The sequence below is a fragment of the Pseudomonas sp. MM227 genome, assembly GCF_947090715.1.
GTDB classification, from domain to species: Bacteria; Pseudomonadota; Gammaproteobacteria; order Pseudomonadales; family Pseudomonadaceae; genus Aquipseudomonas; species Aquipseudomonas baltica.
Genome location: NZ_OX352319.1, coordinates 3564017 through 3580655, shown reverse-complemented (window position 1 = coordinate 3580655; position 16639 = coordinate 3564017). Strand labels below are relative to the sequence as shown.

General features: G+C 63.3%; 19 protein-coding genes. 5 read left to right on the top strand and 14 right to left on the bottom strand.

The annotated features are described in order from the left end of the window. Nucleotides 1-10: 10 nt before the first annotated feature. The 7 genes from ONG87_RS16260 to glcD all read right to left on the bottom strand — a co-directional run bounded on the left by ONG87_RS16260 (nt 11) and on the right by glcD (nt 8699). Entirely contained in the window at nt 11-1339 is a 1329-nt protein-coding gene (locus ONG87_RS16260; RefSeq protein ID WP_185795095.1) for an ATP-binding protein, read from the bottom strand. Nucleotides 1340-1368: 29 nt separating this feature from the next. Next, entirely contained in the window at nt 1369-2115 is a 747-nt protein-coding gene (locus ONG87_RS16255; protein ID WP_264381646.1) for a response regulator transcription factor, read from the bottom strand. Between the two features lie 112 nt (nt 2116-2227). Continuing rightward, nucleotides 2228-4408: a malate synthase G gene (locus ONG87_RS16250; protein WP_264381645.1), complete on the bottom strand. Its 2181-nt coding sequence runs from the start codon at nt 4406-4408 to the stop codon at nt 2228-2230. A gap of 30 nt (nt 4409-4438) precedes the next feature. Continuing rightward, a complete protein-coding gene (locus tag ONG87_RS16245; RefSeq protein WP_122714292.1) occupies nt 4439-4840 on the bottom strand; it encodes a heme-binding protein in 402 nt (133 codons plus the stop codon). Between the two features lie 59 nt (nt 4841-4899). Then, nucleotides 4900-6120, bottom strand: a complete 1221-nt coding sequence (gene glcF / locus ONG87_RS16240; RefSeq protein WP_122474972.1) for a glycolate oxidase subunit GlcF — start codon at nt 6118-6120, stop codon at nt 4900-4902. An 18-nt stretch (nt 6121-6138) separates the two neighbouring features. Then, nucleotides 6139-7200 carry a glycolate oxidase subunit GlcE gene (gene glcE / locus ONG87_RS16235; protein ID WP_264381644.1) on the bottom strand — a complete coding sequence of 354 codons (1062 nt, stop codon included), beginning with the start codon at nt 7198-7200 and terminating at the stop codon, nt 6139-6141. Then, nucleotides 7200-8699 carry a glycolate oxidase subunit GlcD gene (gene glcD, locus ONG87_RS16230; RefSeq protein ID WP_122474968.1) on the bottom strand — a complete coding sequence of 500 codons (1500 nt, stop codon included), beginning with the start codon at nt 8697-8699 and terminating at the stop codon, nt 7200-7202. The genes glcE and glcD overlap by 1 nt, the downstream gene beginning before the upstream one ends. Nucleotides 8700-8897: 198 nt before the next feature. On the opposite strand from glcD, the gene glcC reads away from it, so the two are divergent. Beyond that, nucleotides 8898-9650 (top strand): transcriptional regulator GlcC, encoded by a 753-nt coding sequence (glcC, locus tag ONG87_RS16225; protein WP_122474967.1) that lies wholly within the window; start codon nt 8898-8900, stop codon nt 9648-9650. A gap of 9 nt (nt 9651-9659) precedes the next feature. Here glcC and ONG87_RS16220 read toward each other — a convergent pair whose 3' ends face one another. The 3 genes from ONG87_RS16220 to ONG87_RS16210 form a co-directional block, all read right to left on the bottom strand. Then, complete coding sequence (locus ONG87_RS16220; protein ID WP_264382874.1) at nt 9660-10520, bottom strand: DUF6279 family lipoprotein; 861 nt, start codon at nt 10518-10520, stop codon at nt 9660-9662. 67 nt (nt 10521-10587) lie between these two features. Next, entirely contained in the window at nt 10588-11307 is a 720-nt protein-coding gene (locus ONG87_RS16215) for a TorF family putative porin (protein ID WP_122474965.1), read from the bottom strand. 161 nt (nt 11308-11468) lie between these two features. Further along, nucleotides 11469-11657, bottom strand: coding sequence for a hypothetical protein (locus tag ONG87_RS16210; RefSeq protein WP_177327984.1), 189 nt, complete (start codon nt 11655-11657; stop codon nt 11469-11471). Nucleotides 11658-11872: 215 nt separating this feature from the next. Between ONG87_RS16210 and ONG87_RS16205 the strand changes: the two genes are divergently transcribed. After that, nucleotides 11873-12709, top strand: coding sequence for a S1 RNA-binding domain-containing protein (locus tag ONG87_RS16205; protein ID WP_192152737.1), 837 nt, complete (start codon nt 11873-11875; stop codon nt 12707-12709). A gap of 21 nt (nt 12710-12730) precedes the next feature. On the opposite strand, the gene ONG87_RS16200 is transcribed toward ONG87_RS16205, so the two are convergent. Further along, complete coding sequence (locus ONG87_RS16200) at nt 12731-13111, bottom strand: hypothetical protein (RefSeq protein WP_122474961.1); 381 nt, start codon at nt 13109-13111, stop codon at nt 12731-12733. 217 nt (nt 13112-13328) lie between these two features. On the opposite strand from ONG87_RS16200, the gene ONG87_RS16195 reads away from it, so the two are divergent. Beyond that, complete coding sequence (locus tag ONG87_RS16195; protein WP_122474959.1) at nt 13329-13520, top strand: CsbD family protein; 192 nt, start codon at nt 13329-13331, stop codon at nt 13518-13520. Nucleotides 13521-13741: 221 nt separating this feature from the next. Continuing rightward, a complete protein-coding gene (locus ONG87_RS16190) occupies nt 13742-14719 on the top strand; it encodes a YihY/virulence factor BrkB family protein (protein WP_122474957.1) in 978 nt (325 codons plus the stop codon). Between the two features lie 16 nt (nt 14720-14735). Here the strand turns inward: ONG87_RS16190 and ONG87_RS16185 are convergent, their stop codons facing one another. Then, complete coding sequence (locus ONG87_RS16185) at nt 14736-15143, bottom strand: GNAT family N-acetyltransferase (RefSeq protein WP_240998648.1); 408 nt, start codon at nt 15141-15143, stop codon at nt 14736-14738. Between the two features lie 118 nt (nt 15144-15261). Between ONG87_RS16185 and ONG87_RS16180 the strand changes: the two genes are divergently transcribed. Next, complete coding sequence (locus ONG87_RS16180) at nt 15262-15897, top strand: DUF998 domain-containing protein (RefSeq protein WP_122474955.1); 636 nt, start codon at nt 15262-15264, stop codon at nt 15895-15897. 4 nt (nt 15898-15901) lie between these two features. Here the strand turns inward: ONG87_RS16180 and ONG87_RS16175 are convergent, their stop codons facing one another. Together ONG87_RS16175 and ONG87_RS16170 are read right to left on the bottom strand one after the other, a co-directional pair. Further along, nucleotides 15902-16231, bottom strand: a complete 330-nt coding sequence (locus tag ONG87_RS16175) for a DUF202 domain-containing protein (RefSeq protein WP_264381643.1) — start codon at nt 16229-16231, stop codon at nt 15902-15904. Next, nucleotides 16228-16629, bottom strand: coding sequence for a YidH family protein (locus ONG87_RS16170; RefSeq protein WP_122474951.1), 402 nt, complete (start codon nt 16627-16629; stop codon nt 16228-16230). Before ONG87_RS16170 ends, ONG87_RS16175 begins: the two co-directional genes overlap by 4 nt. Between the last annotated feature and the right edge of the window lie 10 nt (nt 16630-16639).

Here is a 16639-nt window from a genome sequence, read left to right as displayed (position 1 = left end):
CCGCCGACGTTCAGCCTGGCAGGCGCACCAGGGCTGCCAGCCCCGGTGCGCGGTTTTCCAGCAGCAGTTCGCCGCCGTGGGCCTGTACGCAGGCGCGGGCAATCGCCAGGCCCAGGCCCAACCCGCCTCCCTGGCTGGGGTCGGCCCCGCCCTTGCCCAGTTGCACGAACGGCTCGAACACCTGTTGCAACCAGCCAGCGTCGATGCCCGGGCCGTGGTCGCGGATCTCGATGCACAGCCCACCCGAATCTTCGCGGTACAGGCGCAATCGCGCATCGCCGCCATGGCGCAAGGCGTTGTCGATCAGGTTGGTCAGGGCGCGCTTGAGCGCCAGTGGTCGGCAGCGACACGTCACGGGGGGCGAGCCTGCCCACTCGACGGGCGTGCCCAGGGTCTGGTAGCGCCGCGCCAGGTCTTCCAGCAAATCACTCAGCGACACCTCGGTAGTCGCTTCCTGCACCGCATCGCCGCGCACGAAATTCAGGGTTTCGCTGACCATTGCCCGCAACTCGTCGAGGCTATCGAGCATGTCCCCGCGCAGGGTCGGGTCCTCCAGCAGCTCGACCTGCAGGCGCAACTCGGTGATGGGTGTGTTGAGGTCGTGGCTGAGGGCGGCCAGCATGCGCGTGCGGCCTTCGACATGCCGGGCGATCCGCGCCTGCATCACATTGAACGCCAGCGTCAGTTCCCGGGCTTCGCGCGGGCCGGACAGCAGCAGCGGCGCGATCCATTCGCCACGGCTGACCCGTTCGGTGGCCAGGGCCAGGCGCTTCACGGGCGCGACCACCCGGCGCATGAAGAAAGCCACGATCAACAATACCGGAATGGTGCTGACCGGCACGCTGTAGGCCAGCAGTCGGCCCCATTCATAGGCACCGGCCGGTGCCTGCTCGGCATTGAGCTGTGCACCGTTGGGCAGGCTTATCGAGCTGCGCAGGCGCAGCGCTTCCCAACCGGCGCGCTTGAACAGGTGCTCACGGGCCGGGCCGCCATTGCGTCGCTCCAGTTGCAGGACGACCACGGTGTCGTGCTGCAACCCCAGCCGCTGGCGCACGGCCGTGGCCAGGCGCTGTTCTTCGCTGTGCATGACGAACGGCTGGACTTCGGCGTCGGGGGCGATCCAGAAACGTGTATCGGCAGTGGTCATGGCTTCGAGCAGGTGCTGCGCAGCGGCCGGGGGCAGATCGCGGGCGGCGTGGTAGGCGCTGGCCAGCCGCTCGACCACCAGCGTGCGCGACAGCGGGTGCACCAGCGAGCCGGTGCGTTGCAGCAGCAGCACGGCAATCAGGTTGGACGCCAGCAGTGCCAGCAGCAGCAGTACCGCCAGTTGGCGAGCCATGGTCTGGGGCCATGCTTTGCGCAGGCGCTTCATCCGGGCTGCTGGGCGACGTTGGCCGCCAGGCGATAGCCGCCACCCCACACCGTTTGCAGCAACAGGGGCTGCAGGGCGCTGTCGTCCAGCTTGCGACGCAGGCGGCTGATCTGCCGGTCGATGGCGCGATCGAACAGATCGCTGCCGGGCCGCGAGGTCAGTTCGATCAAGCGTTCGCGACCCAGCACCGTATTGGGATGATCCAGGAAGACTTCCAGCAAACGGCCTTCCACGGTGCTCAAGCGTACCTGGCTTCGATCTCTGCGGGTCAGCGTGTTACAGCCGCTGCGAAAGCTCAGGTCGGCGAACTGGTAGCAGCGCAAGGGCGCTGGCAGGGCTGGCGGCACGGCCGTCACCGTTGTGCCCAAGGTGCCACGCCGGCGCAGCACGCTGTGGATGCGCGCCACCAGTTCACGCGGCTCGAAGGGTTTGACCACGTAGTCGTCGGCTCCAGCATCCAGGCCCTGAACGCGGTCGGCGCAGCCATCGCGCGCGGTCAACAGGATGACCGCCGCCGTGGACTTGTGCGCCAGCGTGCGACACAGCTCGAACCCATCGCCGTCGGGCAGCATCACATCGAGGATCAGTACGTCGAACACGTCCTGCTTGAGCAGCGCCCACATGCCGGCGGCGTCTTCGGTGGTGCGCACGTCGAAACCGAATCGGCGCAGGTAGATGGCCAGCGGCTCGCGGATCTTGCGGTGGTCATCGACCACCAGCAAGCGAGGAGAGGGAGGATTCATGATGATTGCGTTCGCGGATGATTCTCATTCGGAACGCGATACTACAGCAAGCGGGAAACCGCCGCAGCAGTGCCGGGACAGGCTGGCGACAACCTTCCCATCCCGGCCGATGTCACGCCTGGGCGTTCTTGAATGCCAGGCGGAACCGGTGCAGCAACGGCTCGGTGTAGCCACTGGGCTGCTCGCAACCCTGGAACACCAGCGCACTGGCCGCCGTGAAGGCCACCGAGCTCTGGAAGTCGGTCGCCATGGGGCGGTACGACGGGTCTCCGGCATTCTGCTGGTCGACCACCTTTGCCATGCGCTCCAGGGTTTCGACGATCTGCTCGCGGCTGACCACGCCGTGGAGCAACCAGTTGGCCAGGTGCTGGCTGGAAATACGCAGGGTCGCGCGGTCTTCCATCAGCCCGACGTCGTGGATGTCCGGCACCTTGGAGCAACCGATGCCCTGTTCGACCCAGCGCACCACATAGCCCAGCAAGCCTTGGGCATTGTTGTCCAGTTCCTGACGGATCTCGTCCGCACTCCATTGCGCATTGGCCACCACCGGGATGGTCAGCAGGTTGTCCAGCAGGGCATCGTGCTCGCCTGCTGCGTCGATCTGCTCCAGGGTCTGCTGCACCTCACTGACGTTCACCTGGTGATAGTGCAGGGCGTGCAACGTGGCCGCAGTGGGCGAGGGCACCCAGGCGGTGTTCGCGCCGGCCTTGGGGTGGCCGATCTTCTGCACCAGCATGTCGGCCATCAGGTCGGGCATCGCCCACATGCCCTTGCCGATCTGCGCCTTGCCGCGCAAGCCGCAGGCCAGTCCGGTGAGCATGTTGTTGCGCTCGTACGCGGCAATCCAGGCACTGCCCTTCATGTCACCCTTGCGCATCATCGGGCCAGCCTGCATGGCGCTGTGGATCTCGTCGCCGGTGCGGTCGAGGAAGCCGGTGTTGATGAACGCCACGCGGGTCGAGGCTGCGCCAATGCAGGCCTTGAGGTTCACCGAGGTACGGCGTTCCTCGTCCATGATGCCGATCTTCAGGGTATTGCGCGAAAGCTGGAGCAGGTCTTCGATGGCAGCGAACAGCTTGTCCGCGAAGGCCACCTCGGCCGGGCCGTGCATCTTCGGCTTGACGATATAAAGGCTGCCGGTGCGCGAGTTGCCCTTGCGCTCCAGGTCGTAGCGTCCGATCAGGCTGGTGACCACGCCGTCCAGGATACCCTCGGGGATCTCCCGGCCTTCATCGTCGAGAATCGCCGGATTGGTCATCAGGTGCCCGACGTTGCGGATCAACAACAGCGAACGGCCATGCAGGGTCAACTCGCCGCCTGCCGGCGTGTGGTACTGACGGTCCGGATTGAGCCGGCGGGTGATGCGCTGGCCGCCTTTTTCCAGCTCCTCGGTCAGATCGCCGCGCATCAGGCCCAGCCAGTTGCGATAGATCGCCACCTTGTCGCTGGCATCCACCGCCGCCACCGAGTCCTCGCAGTCGATGATGGTCGAAAGGGCCGCTTCGAGCAGCAGGTCCTTCACGCCTGCCGCGTCGGTACGTCCGATCGGTGAGGTCGGGTCGATCTGGATTTCGATGTGCAGGCCATGATGCTTGAGCAGCACGGCAACCGGTTGCTGCGCATCGCCCTGGAAGCCGACGAACTGGCTCGGCTCGGCCAGCGCGCTGACGCTGCCGTCGGCCAGGCTCACCTGCAACTGGCCACCCTCGATCCGGTAGCCGTTGGCGTCGCGGTGCGATCCGTTGGCCAGCGGGGTGCTCTGGTCGAGCAAGGCGCGGGCGAAGGCAATCACGCGGTCGCCGCGAACCTGGTTGTAGCCTTGGCCTTTGCTTGCGCCATCGCTTTCCGGGATGGCGTCGGTGCCATACAGCGCGTCGTACAGCGAGCCCCAGCGGGCATTGGCCGCGTTCAGGGCGTAGCGGGCATTGGTCGACGGCACCACCAGTTGCGGGCCGGCCACACGGGCGATCTCGTCATCGACATCGCAGGTGCTGATCTCGACGCGGTCGGGCTGTGGCAGCAGGTAGCCGATTGACTGCAGGAAGCTGCGGTAGGCAGCCGGGTCCTGGATCGGTCCGGGGTGGGCGCGGTGCCAGTTGTCCAGTTCGGTCTGCAAGCGATCGCGCTCGGCCAGCAGCAGGCGGTTCTGCGGCGCGAATTCATGGACCAAGGCGTCGAAGCCGGTCCAGAACGCTTCGGATTCCAGCCCGCTGCCAGGCAATACTTCGTTCTCGATGAAATCGTACAGGGTGGCGTCGACCTGCAGACGCTGGGCTCTCATGCGGTGCTTCATTGCAGTCTCCTCGAATACGGGGGCGGTAATTCAGACCAGGGCAGCGGCGCCGGCCTTGGCGACCTGCGCATCCTCACCGGGCTTGACCCCGGACACGCCGACCGCGCCGATGACCTGGCCTTCGTGGATCAGTGGCACGGCACCTTCCAGGCAGGTCATGAGGTTACCCGACAGGAACGCGGTACGTCCGTTGTTGACCATCTCTTCGAACACCACCGATTCCTTGCGCCCCAGGGCCGAGGTGCGTGCCTTGCCCGGCGCGATGTAGGCCGTGCTGGCCGCGGCGCCGTCCAGGCGTTCGAACGCCAGCAGATGGCCACCGTCGTCGACCACGGCAATGCCCACTGCCCAGTTGTTCTTCTGCGCTTCGGCGCGTGCTGCGGCGAGGATGCGGGTGACGTCTTCGTGGCCAAGAATCGCTTTGCTTTGCATGGGCTTCTCCAGTTCTATTGTCGAGAGGTTCAAAGTGCAGTGCATTCAAAAATATGGGGTCAGTCGGCCATGGCCTGTTCGACCAGTTCGATCCAGTGCCGTACCGGGGTGCGCGCGGCCCCGTCCAGATGGTTCTGGCAACCGATGTTGGCAGTGGCGATCACCTGGGGTGCGCCGCTTTCCAGGGCATTGAGGCGATTGTCGCGCAACTGCCGCGACAACACCGGCTGAGTCACCGAGTAGGTACCGGCGGAACCGCAGCACAGGTGGCCGTCCGGTACGTCGGTCAAATGAAAACCCAGCCGACGCAGCAGGTGTTCGGTCACGCCACCCAGCTTCTGCGCATGTTGCAATGTACACGGGCAGTGAAAGGCCAGGCGCAGGTCGGTATGAACGGCCAGTTGCTCCACCGGCTCGTCGCGCAACACTTCGACCAGGTCCTTGGCCAGGCGGCTGACCGTCTGGGCCTTCGCTGCGTAGGCCGGATCCTGTTCCAGCAGGTGGCCATAATCCTTGATGAAAGCACCACAGCCACTGGCTGTCTGCACGATGGCTTCGGCGCCTGCTTCGATTGCAGGCCACCAGGCGTCGATGTTGTGTCGGGCGCGCTGCAGGCCACGGGCCTGGTCGTCCAGATGGTAATCCACCGCGCCGCAGCAAGCGGCCTGGCGAACCGCCGTGACGCTGATGCCCAGGCGGTCCAGCACTCGCGCGGCGGCGGCATTGGTGTTGGGCGACAGCCCGGGCTGCACACAGCCTTCGAGCATCAGCACCCTACGCGCGTGCCGCGTGGCAGGCCGCGGCACGGCAGCATGCACCTGACGCGGCAGCTTGTCCTTTAGGCGTTGCGGCAGCAGTGGACGAAAGGTCTGGCCGAGCTGGATCAGCGCCTTGAAAGCGGTCGGGTGCGGGGCCAGCGCGCGCAGACCGCCGCGCAGCCAGCGTTGCTCGACCGGCCGCGGCACCGCCTGATCCACCACAGCACGGCCAATGTCCAGCAGGTTGTGGTAGTCCACTCCCGAAGGGCAGGTGGTCTCGCAGTTGCGGCAGCTCAGGCAGCGATCAAGGTGCTGCTGCGTGTGCGCCGTCACCTCGTGGCCTTCGAGCACCTGCTTGATCAGGTAGATGCGCCCGCGCGGGCCGTCCAGTTCGTCGCCCAGCAGTTGATAGGTGGGGCAGGTGGCATTGCAGAAGCCGCAGTGCACGCAGCTGCGCAGAATACGCTCGGCTTCCTCGGCACGCGGCAGCAGGCGGGCCTGATCACTCAATTGGGTCTGCATGGGTTCACGGCTCCTGGTTCACAGCTGCGCGTAGAGGCGGCCGGGGTTGAAGATGCCCTGTGGGTCCAACTGCGTCTTGAGCTGGCGGTGGTAGCGCAGCAGCAGCTCGGGCAAGGGTTGAAACGGCTCGGGGGTGACGCCTGTGGTGTAGCAGGTGGCATGCCCGCCGACTGCCTCGACCACCTGGCGAATCGACGCGGCGCCGGCGTTGGATTTCAGCCAGCGCTGGGCACCGCCCCAGTCGATCAGTTGTTCGCCCGGTAGCTGCAAGGCAGCGGTGTTGTTGGGCAGCGACAATCGCCAGAGCGCTTCGGGCTGCGCGAAGAAGGGCAGCCGATGCTCGTTCAGCTCATCCCAGAACGCCGAGTCGATGGGCTCGCCGCCGATGCGCTCGTGGGCCGCAGCCACCGAGCCTTCGCCGCCCTCCAGGCGCAGATAGAGCACCTCATCGCTGTGGCATGCGGCACTGATCGGCATCGGCTGCTGGCCCCATTCGGCGAGCTTGAGCAAGGCGCGCTCGGCGTCGCAGGCCAGCTTGATGCTGAAACAGGCACGCGGCTTGGGCAGTACCTTGAGCGACACTTCGGTCAGCACGCCCAGCGTGCCGAAACTGCCGGTCAGCAACCGGGACAGGTCGTAGCCGGCGACGTTCTTCATCACCTCGCCGCCGAAGCGCAGGTGCTTGCCCAACCCGGTGATGACCCGCGTGCCCAGTACATAGTCGCGGGCGGAACCGGCCCAGGGACGACGTGGCCCCGACAGTCCGGCCGCAACCGTGCCGCCCAGGGTGGCCTGCTCGCCATAGGCCGGTGGCTCGAAAGGCAACATCTGCCCGGCCTGCTCAACGGCGGCGCGCAGGGCCTGCAAGGGCGTGCCGGCCCGTGCGGTGATCACCAGCTCCGTAGGGTCGTAGCTGACGATGCCGCAGTGCGCGCGCGTATCGAGGTGCTCGCCGGCACCGATGCAGCCCAGGAAGGCCTTGCTGTTGCCGCCCTGGATGCACAAGGGGCGGTCGTCGGCCAGCGCCTGCCGAACCTGATCCAGCAGTTGCCCGCTGGCGTCCAAATCGCTGCCGGTCATCAGAAGCGCTCCAGTTCAGGGAATGGCAGTTGCCCATGGTGGATATGCATGCCGCCGAATTCGGCACAGCGCTGCAGGGTCGGAATGTTCTTGCCGGGATTGAGCAGCCGATCGGGGTCGAACGCGGCTTTTACCGCATGGAACAGCGTCAGCTCGTCACTGTTGAACTGGGCGCACATCTGATTGATCTTCTCCCGCCCCACACCGTGTTCGCCGGTGATGCTGCCGCCCACCGCCACGCACAGCTCCAGGATCTGCCCGCCGAGCGCTTCGGCGCGTTCGAGCTCACCGGCCTGGTTGGCATCGAACAGAATCAGCGGGTGCATGTTGCCGTCCCCGGCATGAAACACGTTGGCCACGCGCAGGCTGTATTGTTCGGAAAGCTCGGCGATGCCCTTGAGCACGCCCGGCAGGGCGCGACGCGGAATGGTGCCGTCCATGCAGTAGTAGTCAGGCGAGAGTCGGCCCACGGCAGGAAACGCATTCTTGCGCCCGGCCCAGAAACGCAGGCGTTCGGCCTCGTCGCGGGCCTGGCGGACCTCGGTCGCGCCGGCCTCCGTCAGCACCTGGTAGACGCGCTGGCAGTCGTCGTGCACATCGGCTTCCACACCATCGAGCTCGCACAGCAGGATCGCTTCGGCGTCCACCGGGTAACCGGCATGGATGAAGTCTTCGGCGGCGCGAATGGCCAGGTTGTCCATCATTTCCAGGCCGCCGGGAATTATTCCAGCGGCGATTATGTCGGCCACGGCGGCGCCGGCTTTTTCCACCGAGTCGAAGCTGGCCAGCAGCACCTTGGCCACCTGCGGCTTGGGCAGCAGCTTGACGGTCACCTCGGTGATGATGCCCAGCATGCCTTCGGAGCCGGTGAACAGCGCCAGCAGATCGAAACCGGGCGAGTCGAGGGCATCGCTGCCCAGGGTCAGGCGTTCACCCTCGATGGTCAGCATCTGCACCTTGAGCAGGTTGTGCACGGTCAAACCGTACTTGAGGCAGTGCACGCCGCCAGCGTTTTCCGCAACGTTGCCGCCAATCGAGCACGCGATCTGTGACGAAGGGTCGGGGGCGTAGTACAGGCCGAAGGGCGCCGCCGCCTGGGAGATCGCCAGGTTGCGCACGCCAGGCTGCACGCGCGCCCAGCGCCCAGCGGGGTCGATCTCGAGAATCTGCTTGAAGCGCGCCATCACCAGCAGCACGCCCTGTTCGAGGGGCAGGGCGCCCCCCGACAGTCCGGTACCTGCTCCGCGTGCGACGACGGGCACCTTTTGCGCGTGGCACAACCTGAGCAGAGCCTCAACCTGCTCGATACGCTCGGGCAACACCACCAGCAGCGGTACGGTGCGATAGGCACTGAGCCCGTCGCACTCGTAAGGGCGCAGGTCTTCGGCGCGATGCAGTACGGTAAGGTCGGGGATGCGGGAGTGCAGTGCCTGCACCAGCGCGGCCTTGTCGACCTTGGGCAGGACGCCGTCGATGCGTTCGTCGTAGAGGATGTTCATGGGCGCAGGCCACCGGCTTGTCGTTCTTATGCGCTCAACAGTGGTCGCAAACACCAGGCCTGTCTACGGGTTGAACCACTGGTAGGACCAGTTCTTTTGGTCGGGGGGCTTCTATCGAAGCGTCTACTGGCTTATTTTCGGGTGGTCGTCGAATGGTTGACGACAGTCTCGGGCGATGGTCCTACCAGCAGGCATGGCATGCACAACAAACCTCAAGTCGCCGATGTAGTGTGCGAGCGCATCGAGCGGCTCATCGTCGATGGCATTCTCAAGACCGGACAACCACTGCCGTCGGAACGGCGTCTGGTGGAAAAGCTCGGTGTGTCGCGCAACGCGCTGCGCGAGGGCCTCAAGCTGTTGCGCGCCCGTGGCATCATCGCCACCGAGCAGGGCCGCGGTTCGTTCGTCGCGTCGCTGTCGCCTGCCAACGATGCCACGCCCCTGATGCACCTGTTCAGTTCCCAGCCGCGTACGCTCTATGACCTGTTCGAAGTGCGTTCGCTGCTCGAAGGCGAGTCGGCACGGCTGGCCGCACTGCGCGGTACCCAGGCTGATTTTGTGTTGATCGAGCGCAGCTACCAGGCGCTGCTGGCGGCCCATGACCAGCCGCTGGACGCCACCCGGCATGCGCACCTGGACCACGCTTTTCACCTGGCCATCTGCGATGCCTCGCACAATCCAGTGCTGGTACAGACGCTGCGCTCGTTGACCGACCTGCTGCTCAACTCGGTGTTTGCCTGCGTGAACAACCTGTACCACCGCCAGCCGCAGAAACAACAGATCGACAAGCAACACGCCAGGCTTTACACCGCAGTGATCAATCGCCAGCCCGAGCAGGCACGCAAGGCAGCCGTGGCGCATATCGAGAGCATCTGCGCCAACCTGCGGGAAATCGAAGGGGAAGAGCAGCGTCTGGTACGTGCCACGCTGCGTCTGGAAGGCTGGGCCTGAAGCAGCGGATCAGGCGTTCTTCAGGCACTTGAGGTTGGCAAAGTCTTCGCGTAGTTCACCCAGCTTGCGCTCGATACGCTCGCGTTGTTCAGGCGTACTGTCGGCCGCAAGGCCGCTCATCAGGTCGATGGCTGCCTGCTCGGTACGGGCATAGGCCAGCTTGTATTGCGGGGTCCACACCGCTTCGCGCTGTTGCAGCAATTGCGCGATCCGCGCAGGGAATTCCGCCGACTGGCGCTGCTGCAAGGCGGCCATGAACTGCGCCTGCCAGTGCTCGCGGTTGTCGATCCATTCACGATTCTGCTCGCCCAGGCTCTGCGACCAGGCCTGCACGCGCTGCTGCTGCGTATCGGTGAGCTTGCCGAACCAAGGTATCAGACGCTTGCTCATGCGCTTGGCGCGTTCGTCGATCTGCGCCTGCAGTGGCGGCTCCACGTATTCTTTGCGGCGCTTGACCAGATCCTCGTTGAGCGCCTGCTGCAGGGCGCGCACCTGATTGTCGTCCAGGCCCTGCAGCAACTCGACCGCCGAGGGCGTCACCTGCACCGCAATGGCCGAGATCGCCTGTTTGGCCTCGGCGGTGCGTTCGCGCAGCGCCGGCGCAGTCACTTGCTGCTCGGCGACCATGCGCTGGACCTTGTCCAGCCACTGGAGGTTGTCGGCCAGTTGCGTGGTGCAGTGCCAGCGCAGATGCTCCTTGAGGCGTTCGTCGAACCAGTTCTTCTGTTCGCGATTCATGTCCAGGTAGTCGTTCATCGACCAGGGAATGATCACGTCCAGATTGCGATAGGCCAGGTCCACTCGTGTGCAGCCACTGAACACCAGGCACAGGCCCATGAGCAGCACACAATGCGACAAGCGACGAAACAAAGGATTCATGGCAGCGGTCCGTGCGATGGCGTTGTTGTGGTTATAGAGCCATGCCAGTGCGTGCGGTTCAGAAAAACGCGTGTTGGGCCTTGAGCATGAACATGCTGTCGCACTGGCCATTCTGGCCTGAATAGGCAGCGCAATTGGCGCCACTCAGGTCCGAGCCACTGTAGATGAAATCCAGGTCGAAGCTGCCGATCGGCCGTGACATCTGCAGCGACCAGTCGTTGAATGCGCGCACTTCCTGCCCCTCGCCAATGGTGAACGGGGTGGTGAGCTGATGGTTGCTGACCTTCATGGTAAAGCCCACATCCAACAGGGGCAGGCCGCCCAGGTCGGCGAACAGCGTGCTGTTCTGGCCGTCGGGGGTATTGTTGAACGCGGCTCCGAAGCGCCGATCCAGTACGCGCAGGCCGGCGTAGAACGCATGCGTCGAAGGGGCATCCAGCTCGGGGTAGCTGTACTGGATCACGCCCACTTCATAGCCCAGCGAATTATCGAACGGATGCTTGTAGCCCATATAGGAATCCACCTCCAGATTACTGGAGGAGGTGAGGCCCATGTTGGGCGACCATTGGCCGAAATACAGACCGCTGTCGTGGGTCAGGTCCAGCCCGCCATGGAAGGAACTGCCGGCGCTTGGCTGCACCAGGCCCACGGCCATGCTGCGCGACGGTGTAGTGCCGAGCTTGAGGTTGAAATCGCCGATGTCACGTTGAATGACCTGGGCGCATAGGGAAGGGGGGACCACGAGTCCGGCTATCAATAACCAGCTGGGTCTGAGCATACCTACCTCCAGTAAGCCTGGACGGCCCGATCTAGAAGGGTGCAAGCATACCGCTCATGGGCGGCGTCACGCTGCCATTCGTCGATTCAGGGGGGATGAGGGTGATGCGAGGAGTTACATGACGCTGAAGTTTTGCCCGGCGCCACGGCCGGGCCGCAAACTTACTTCTTGCCCAGGCTGATGTGCTTGGACGGGGTGAAGGTCTGGCCGCTCACGCCCTTGGCAATCTGCTGGATCTCGCCACCGGACTTGAGAAACGCAGCAATCTGTTCGTTGATCGACTCGCTGGTTTCTACGGCTGGAGCGGGTTTGACTTTGCTGTTGGATGCTTTAACGCGCATGGCTGCCATTAACCTGTCAAAAATTAATATGGCCAGGCATTGTACATGATTTATCCCCTCTCGGCTGGGCTATATGGACCAGCGGTGGCAGTGGGATCCCCTGTGATCAAGGTTTTGTCCAGCAAGGTTCCGGCGTACCAATACCTGTCGCGCAAGGCGCCTTGCGCAGCGAACCGAAGGGTTCTCGGGTAGAATGCCGAGCCAGGTGACGAGGAAAATTCGAAATGGCTTTAGTCGGGCGCTACAACGCATTGCAAGTGGTAAAACATACGGACTTCGGGCTGTATCTGGACGGCGGCGCAGACGGCGAGATCCTGCTGCCCAATCGCTACATCCCTAAAGATACGCCCAGCGAAGACGAAGACTGGCTGAACGTCTTCGTGTATCTGGACAGCGAAGACAAACTGCTGGCCACCACTGAAAAGCCCAAGGTTCAGGTGGGTGAGTTCGCCAGCCTCAAGGTCGTCGAGATCAACAGCATCGGCGTCTTCCTCGACTGGGGGCTGCCCAAGGACCTGCTGCTGCCGTTTTCCGAAGAAAAGCGCCAGATGAAAGCGGGCGAGTACTGCGTGGTACACGTGTACCTGGACAAGCGTACGCGCCGCATTACGGCCACCGCCCGCCTGGATCGCTACCTCGACAAGCTGCCGCCGGCCTATCAGGTAGGCCAGGAAGTCGATCTGCTGGTGGTCGAAGAAACCGACATGGGCTTCAAGGCCATCATCAACAACGCCCACTGGGGCCTGATCCACAAGAACGAAGTGTTCAAGTTCCTGCGCTCCGGCAAGCAGGAGAAGGGCTACATCAAGGAGCTGCGCAGCGACGGCAAGATTGCCCTGAGCCTGCAGCCCATCGGCGCGCAGCTCACCAGCAGCCTCAATGCCCAGATCCTCGACAAGCTGCGCGCCAACCAGGGCACCCTGGCGGTCAGCGACAAGAGCGATCCGCAGGTGATCAGCGACCTGTTTGGTGTCAGCAAGGGCAACTTCAAGAAGGCCATCGGCGCCCTGTACAAGGACGGCCAGATCGTCATCCACGCCGACCGTATCGAACTGGTCTGAAGCCCGTCACGCAGGCCGCTTTCAGGCCTGCAGGAACGGCGCGAAGCCGACGCCGCTGCCGGTGGGGCGCACATCCTTGAGGAACGAATCCTTGTCGGCGCTCAGCTCCAGGCTGACCGTCGACTTGCGTTTGCCGGCGTTGCGCACCACCAGCCCTTCCATGTGTTCACGTAAAAACGCCGTCGTCACTTTCAGGTGCAGTAGCTGATCACTGGAAGGGGTGTGCAGCAGCAGGTGAATCCATTCGTACTGGCCGATCTGCAGGCGTGCCACAGGGATGTCGAACCACCAGATGTTGCGTTTGGCGTCCAGCACGGTGAAATGGCAGTTGTTGACGCCGAGCACCGCGCCACCCAGTTCCTTGTTGCGACGGGCGATGGCTTGGGGTTTGTCGAGTTTCATGAAAATTCCTACAGGTATGACGCTTCGGCGCACTGGCCGAATCCGACCGGCATTCTGCGGGCAAATCGGCCGAACATAAAGCGCTGGCAAAACCCATGTGCCTGCTGCACGACCACGGCGTCTTTTGCCACGCAAAATAATTTGAAACTCTGGATGGCCGGTGCCGGTCAATTCCTGTGTCGAGACAAGACATTCCTAAATGACCAGGAGACATACCATGAGCGGCACTTCAGACAAGATCAAAGGCATGGCCAACGAAGCAGTCGGCAACGTCAAGCAAGGCGTGGGCAAAGTCACCGGTAACGAAGAACTGCAGGTCAAAGGTGCAGTGCAAGAAAAGAAAGGCGAAGCCCAGCAAGTAGAAGGCGAAGTCAAGAACACTGTGAAAGACGCTGTAAAAAAACCCTGAGGCAGCGTGTTTCCTGCCTGAGTGAAGTTCGCCAACGGTCATCAAACGATGGCCGTTGTGCTATTGGGCAGACACGGACGTACATACTCTGATTGTCGTTTTTCCTGCAGCTTTACGGTAGAAAGCGTGCCGCTACAAGCCTGCCGCGGCTGCCTGACTCAGTTGGGCTACGCATCCACTCAGGCAGGGTATTCGAAAGTCGAGTGGCGCAAGGAGACGCTATGCTATTTCCCCACATGAACAACCTGCCTTTCATGAAGGTCATGGTTCGCACGGTCAAGGAATTCGTCGACGACGAAATGCCTACTTATGCTTCGGCATTGGCCTACCAGATGTTGTTCTCGCTATTCCCTTTTCTGCTTTTCCTGATTGCCTTGATCGGCTTCCTGCATCTGCCGGATTTCTTCTCGTGGATGCGTCTGCAATCCGAGTTGGTGCTGCCGCCACAGGCGTTGGAACAGGTCAATCCGGTGATCGACCAGTTGCAGCAGTCCAAAGGTGGTTTGCTCTCCATTGGTATCGTGGTTGCGCTGTGGACTGCCTCGGCAGGCGTGCGCCTGACCATGAGCGCAATGAACGCTGCCTATGATGTAGTCGAAGAACGTCCGGCCTGGAAGCGCATTCCCCTGTCGATTCTGTACACCATCGGCCTTGCAGGCATGCTGTTGTGCGTAGCGGCGTTGATGGTCACCGGTCCCCAGGTCATGCAGTGGCTGGCCGGGCAGATCGGCATGGAAGATTTCATCGTCACGCTGTGGACCATCCTGCGCTGGCCGCTGATCGTCATTCTGTTGATGATCGCCGTCGCGGTGATCTACTACGTCATGCCTGACGTGAAGCAGGAATTCCGCTTTATCACGCCTGGCTCGATGCTCGCCGTGGTGGTGTGGATCGTCGCATCGCTGGGCTTTGCCTACTACGTGAAGACGTTCGCCGACTACAACGCCATGTACGGCAGCATTGGCGCGATCATCGTGTTGCTGCTGTATTTCTACATCTCTTCTGCGGTGCTGTTGCTCGGTGCCGAGATGAATGCGGTGATCGAGCACATGTCGGCCGAGGGCAAGGACAAGGGTGCCAAGGACCCTGAAGATACCACCCCCGCTGTGGACCAGACCGGGACCGTGCCCACGGGCGAAAAGGACCTGCGTGCAAACCCTGCCACGCCGTCATCGGTAGCAGCGCGCCCGCAGCCTTGAGCCGAGGCTATGCAGATCAAGCGGCAGTCGGACGCACCAGGGCCAGCAAGTTCTTGCTGGCTCGGTAGCGCTGCAGGCGCTGGGTCAGCTCGGCAGGCAGAGTGGTTGCATCCTCGAAGCCGGCGCTCAGGTAGAAACCACGCAACGGCGGTTCGCAAAACAACCATACCGGCCCGCCCAGCGTAGCCTGGGCGGTGCTGAGCAAGCGTCGGCCCAAGCCCTTGTTGCGCTGATCGACAGCCACGTGCAGGCCGGTCAACCAGTGCCCCCCGGCCACCGGCAGGAAGTTCGAACCTGCAACGATTCCGTCGCTCCGTGCTACCCACCAGCGGGCATTGCCCACGCTGCGCATCCGACTGTTCTGCGACTTGTAGAACTTGTCCAGCAGCGGTCGCGCACAGGTCTGTAGTTCGATGAATTCCACGTAAATGTGTCCTGTTATTGCCAAAGCGCCAGGTTTGCCCAATGGCGGGAGAAATTGCTTCGTGACCGCACCGGCGCTGTAGTAAGGTCCGGGCCTCTTTTTATGACGGAGATGCGCTGTGCAGCAGCCGATTCGCAAATTACTCTATCTGGCTGGCCTGATCAGCCCGCTATGGCTGGCCGCCAGCCTCATCGTGACCGGCAGCTTGTACGCTGGGTACAGCCACATCGATCAGGCGATGGGTCTGTTGGGCGCCATCGATGCACCCACCCACGCCCTCTGGGCCTGGCTCGGTCATTACCCGCTGGGCCTGTTGTCGATAGCGTTCGGTATTGGCCTATACGCGGGACATGCTCATCTGCGCCTTGCGCGGCTCAGCGCCTCGCTGATCATCGTGCACGGTGTGGCGAGCCTGGCCGCTGGGTATTTCACCTGCGACGCCGGCTGTTCCCTGCAATACCCCTCGACACAGCAGAACCTGCATACCATCGCCAGCGTGATCATGTCGGCAAGCCTGTTGCTCGCCAGTGCGCTGTGGATTGTCGTGGCACGCCGCGAGGGCCGCAAGGGCTTGGTCTGGTTGTCCCTGATCTGTAGCCTGTTTGCGCTGGGCTGCCTGCCGTGGATGGCTGCAGCGATGGACGTTGGCCGTGGCTTCGGCCTGTTCCAGCGGGTCAACTACTTCGCTTCACTGGTGTGGGTCGCCGGGCTGGCGTGGGCATTGCTCAAGGCCGAGCGCAACGAATACGCCTGAGGCTTCAGGTCATCAAGGTGATCCAGATCGCCGCGCCGCCGATCACCGTGACCATGCTGCCCAGGCCAAGCACGCCCGTTACGTCGGCCGGGAAGCGCGCGCGGCTGATCCCTTCTACCCTGCAGCGGTATCGACGCCGTTGGCTCAGCCAGATCAACAGCGCTCCCAGCAAAGTGAATGCGATCAGGCCGCCAGCGAAGCGCCCGTGGTAGGGCATCCAGCGCAGAAAGAACAGACTCGCCACCAACATCGCCAACAGGGTCCTCCCCCACGCCAGCAACGTCCGTTCAGGCTGCAGGCCTTCGTCCTGATGTCCCGCTTGCAGCGGGCTCATCGCAATACGACGAAGGCTATCAGCGCTGCCGTGACCAACGCACCGCCGATGGACAGCAGCGGCACCAGCAACGGAATGGGCAAGGGCTGCTTGTGACGCATCGCCCGCTCCACGTTCAGCCAGCGCAGGCTCGCACTGGCACTGAGCAGCATGCCCAGCAGCAGCAGGATGACCGCCAGGCTCTTGCGAAACTCGGGTGCGAACACGTCTGCGGTGAATGCTTCGACAGCGATGCCGCCAGCCATCAAGGCCAGGGCTGTACGAATCCAGGCCAGAAACGTGCGTTCGTTGGCCAACGTGAAACGTGGGTCGGGCTCGCTGCCGCCCGTGAGCAGCTTCAGCTGTCGCGCGCTGCGTTGGCCATGAGTGGGGGGGATCCCGGGGTCAGGTCTCGCCATGTGGGTGCCA

Coding starts and splice junctions, on each gene's coding strand:
- ONG87_RS16260 (WP_185795095.1), bottom strand. CDS start 1,339: ATGGCTCGCCAACTGGCGGTACTGCTGCTGCTGGCACTGCTGGCGTCC.
- ONG87_RS16255 (WP_264381646.1), bottom strand. CDS start 2,115: ATGAATCCTCCCTCTCCTCGCTTGCTGGTGGTCGATGACCACCGCAAG.
- ONG87_RS16250 (WP_264381645.1), bottom strand. CDS start 4,408: ATGAAGCACCGCATGAGAGCCCAGCGTCTGCAGGTCGACGCCACCCTG.
- ONG87_RS16245 (WP_122714292.1), bottom strand. CDS start 4,840: ATGCAAAGCAAAGCGATTCTTGGCCACGAAGACGTCACCCGCATCCTC.
- glcF (WP_122474972.1), bottom strand. CDS start 6,120: ATGCAGACCCAATTGAGTGATCAGGCCCGCCTGCTGCCGCGTGCCGAG.
- glcE (WP_264381644.1), bottom strand. CDS start 7,200: ATGACCGGCAGCGATTTGGACGCCAGCGGGCAACTGCTGGATCAGGTT.
- glcD (WP_122474968.1), bottom strand. CDS start 8,699: ATGAACATCCTCTACGACGAACGCATCGACGGCGTCCTGCCCAAGGTC.
- glcC (WP_122474967.1), top strand. CDS start 8,898: ATGCACAACAAACCTCAAGTCGCCGATGTAGTGTGCGAGCGCATCGAG.
- ONG87_RS16215 (WP_122474965.1), bottom strand. CDS start 11,307: ATGCTCAGACCCAGCTGGTTATTGATAGCCGGACTCGTGGTCCCCCCT.
- ONG87_RS16210 (WP_177327984.1), bottom strand. CDS start 11,657: ATGGCAGCCATGCGCGTTAAAGCATCCAACAGCAAAGTCAAACCCGCT.
- ONG87_RS16205 (WP_192152737.1), top strand. CDS start 11,873: ATGGCTTTAGTCGGGCGCTACAACGCATTGCAAGTGGTAAAACATACG.
- ONG87_RS16200 (WP_122474961.1), bottom strand. CDS start 13,111: ATGAAACTCGACAAACCCCAAGCCATCGCCCGTCGCAACAAGGAACTG.
- ONG87_RS16195 (WP_122474959.1), top strand. CDS start 13,329: ATGAGCGGCACTTCAGACAAGATCAAAGGCATGGCCAACGAAGCAGTC.
- ONG87_RS16190 (WP_122474957.1), top strand. CDS start 13,742: ATGCTATTTCCCCACATGAACAACCTGCCTTTCATGAAGGTCATGGTT.
- ONG87_RS16175 (WP_264381643.1), bottom strand. CDS start 16,231: ATGAGCCCGCTGCAAGCGGGACATCAGGACGAAGGCCTGCAGCCTGAA.
- ONG87_RS16170 (WP_122474951.1), bottom strand. CDS start 16,629: ATGGCGAGACCTGACCCCGGGATCCCCCCCACTCATGGCCAACGCAGC.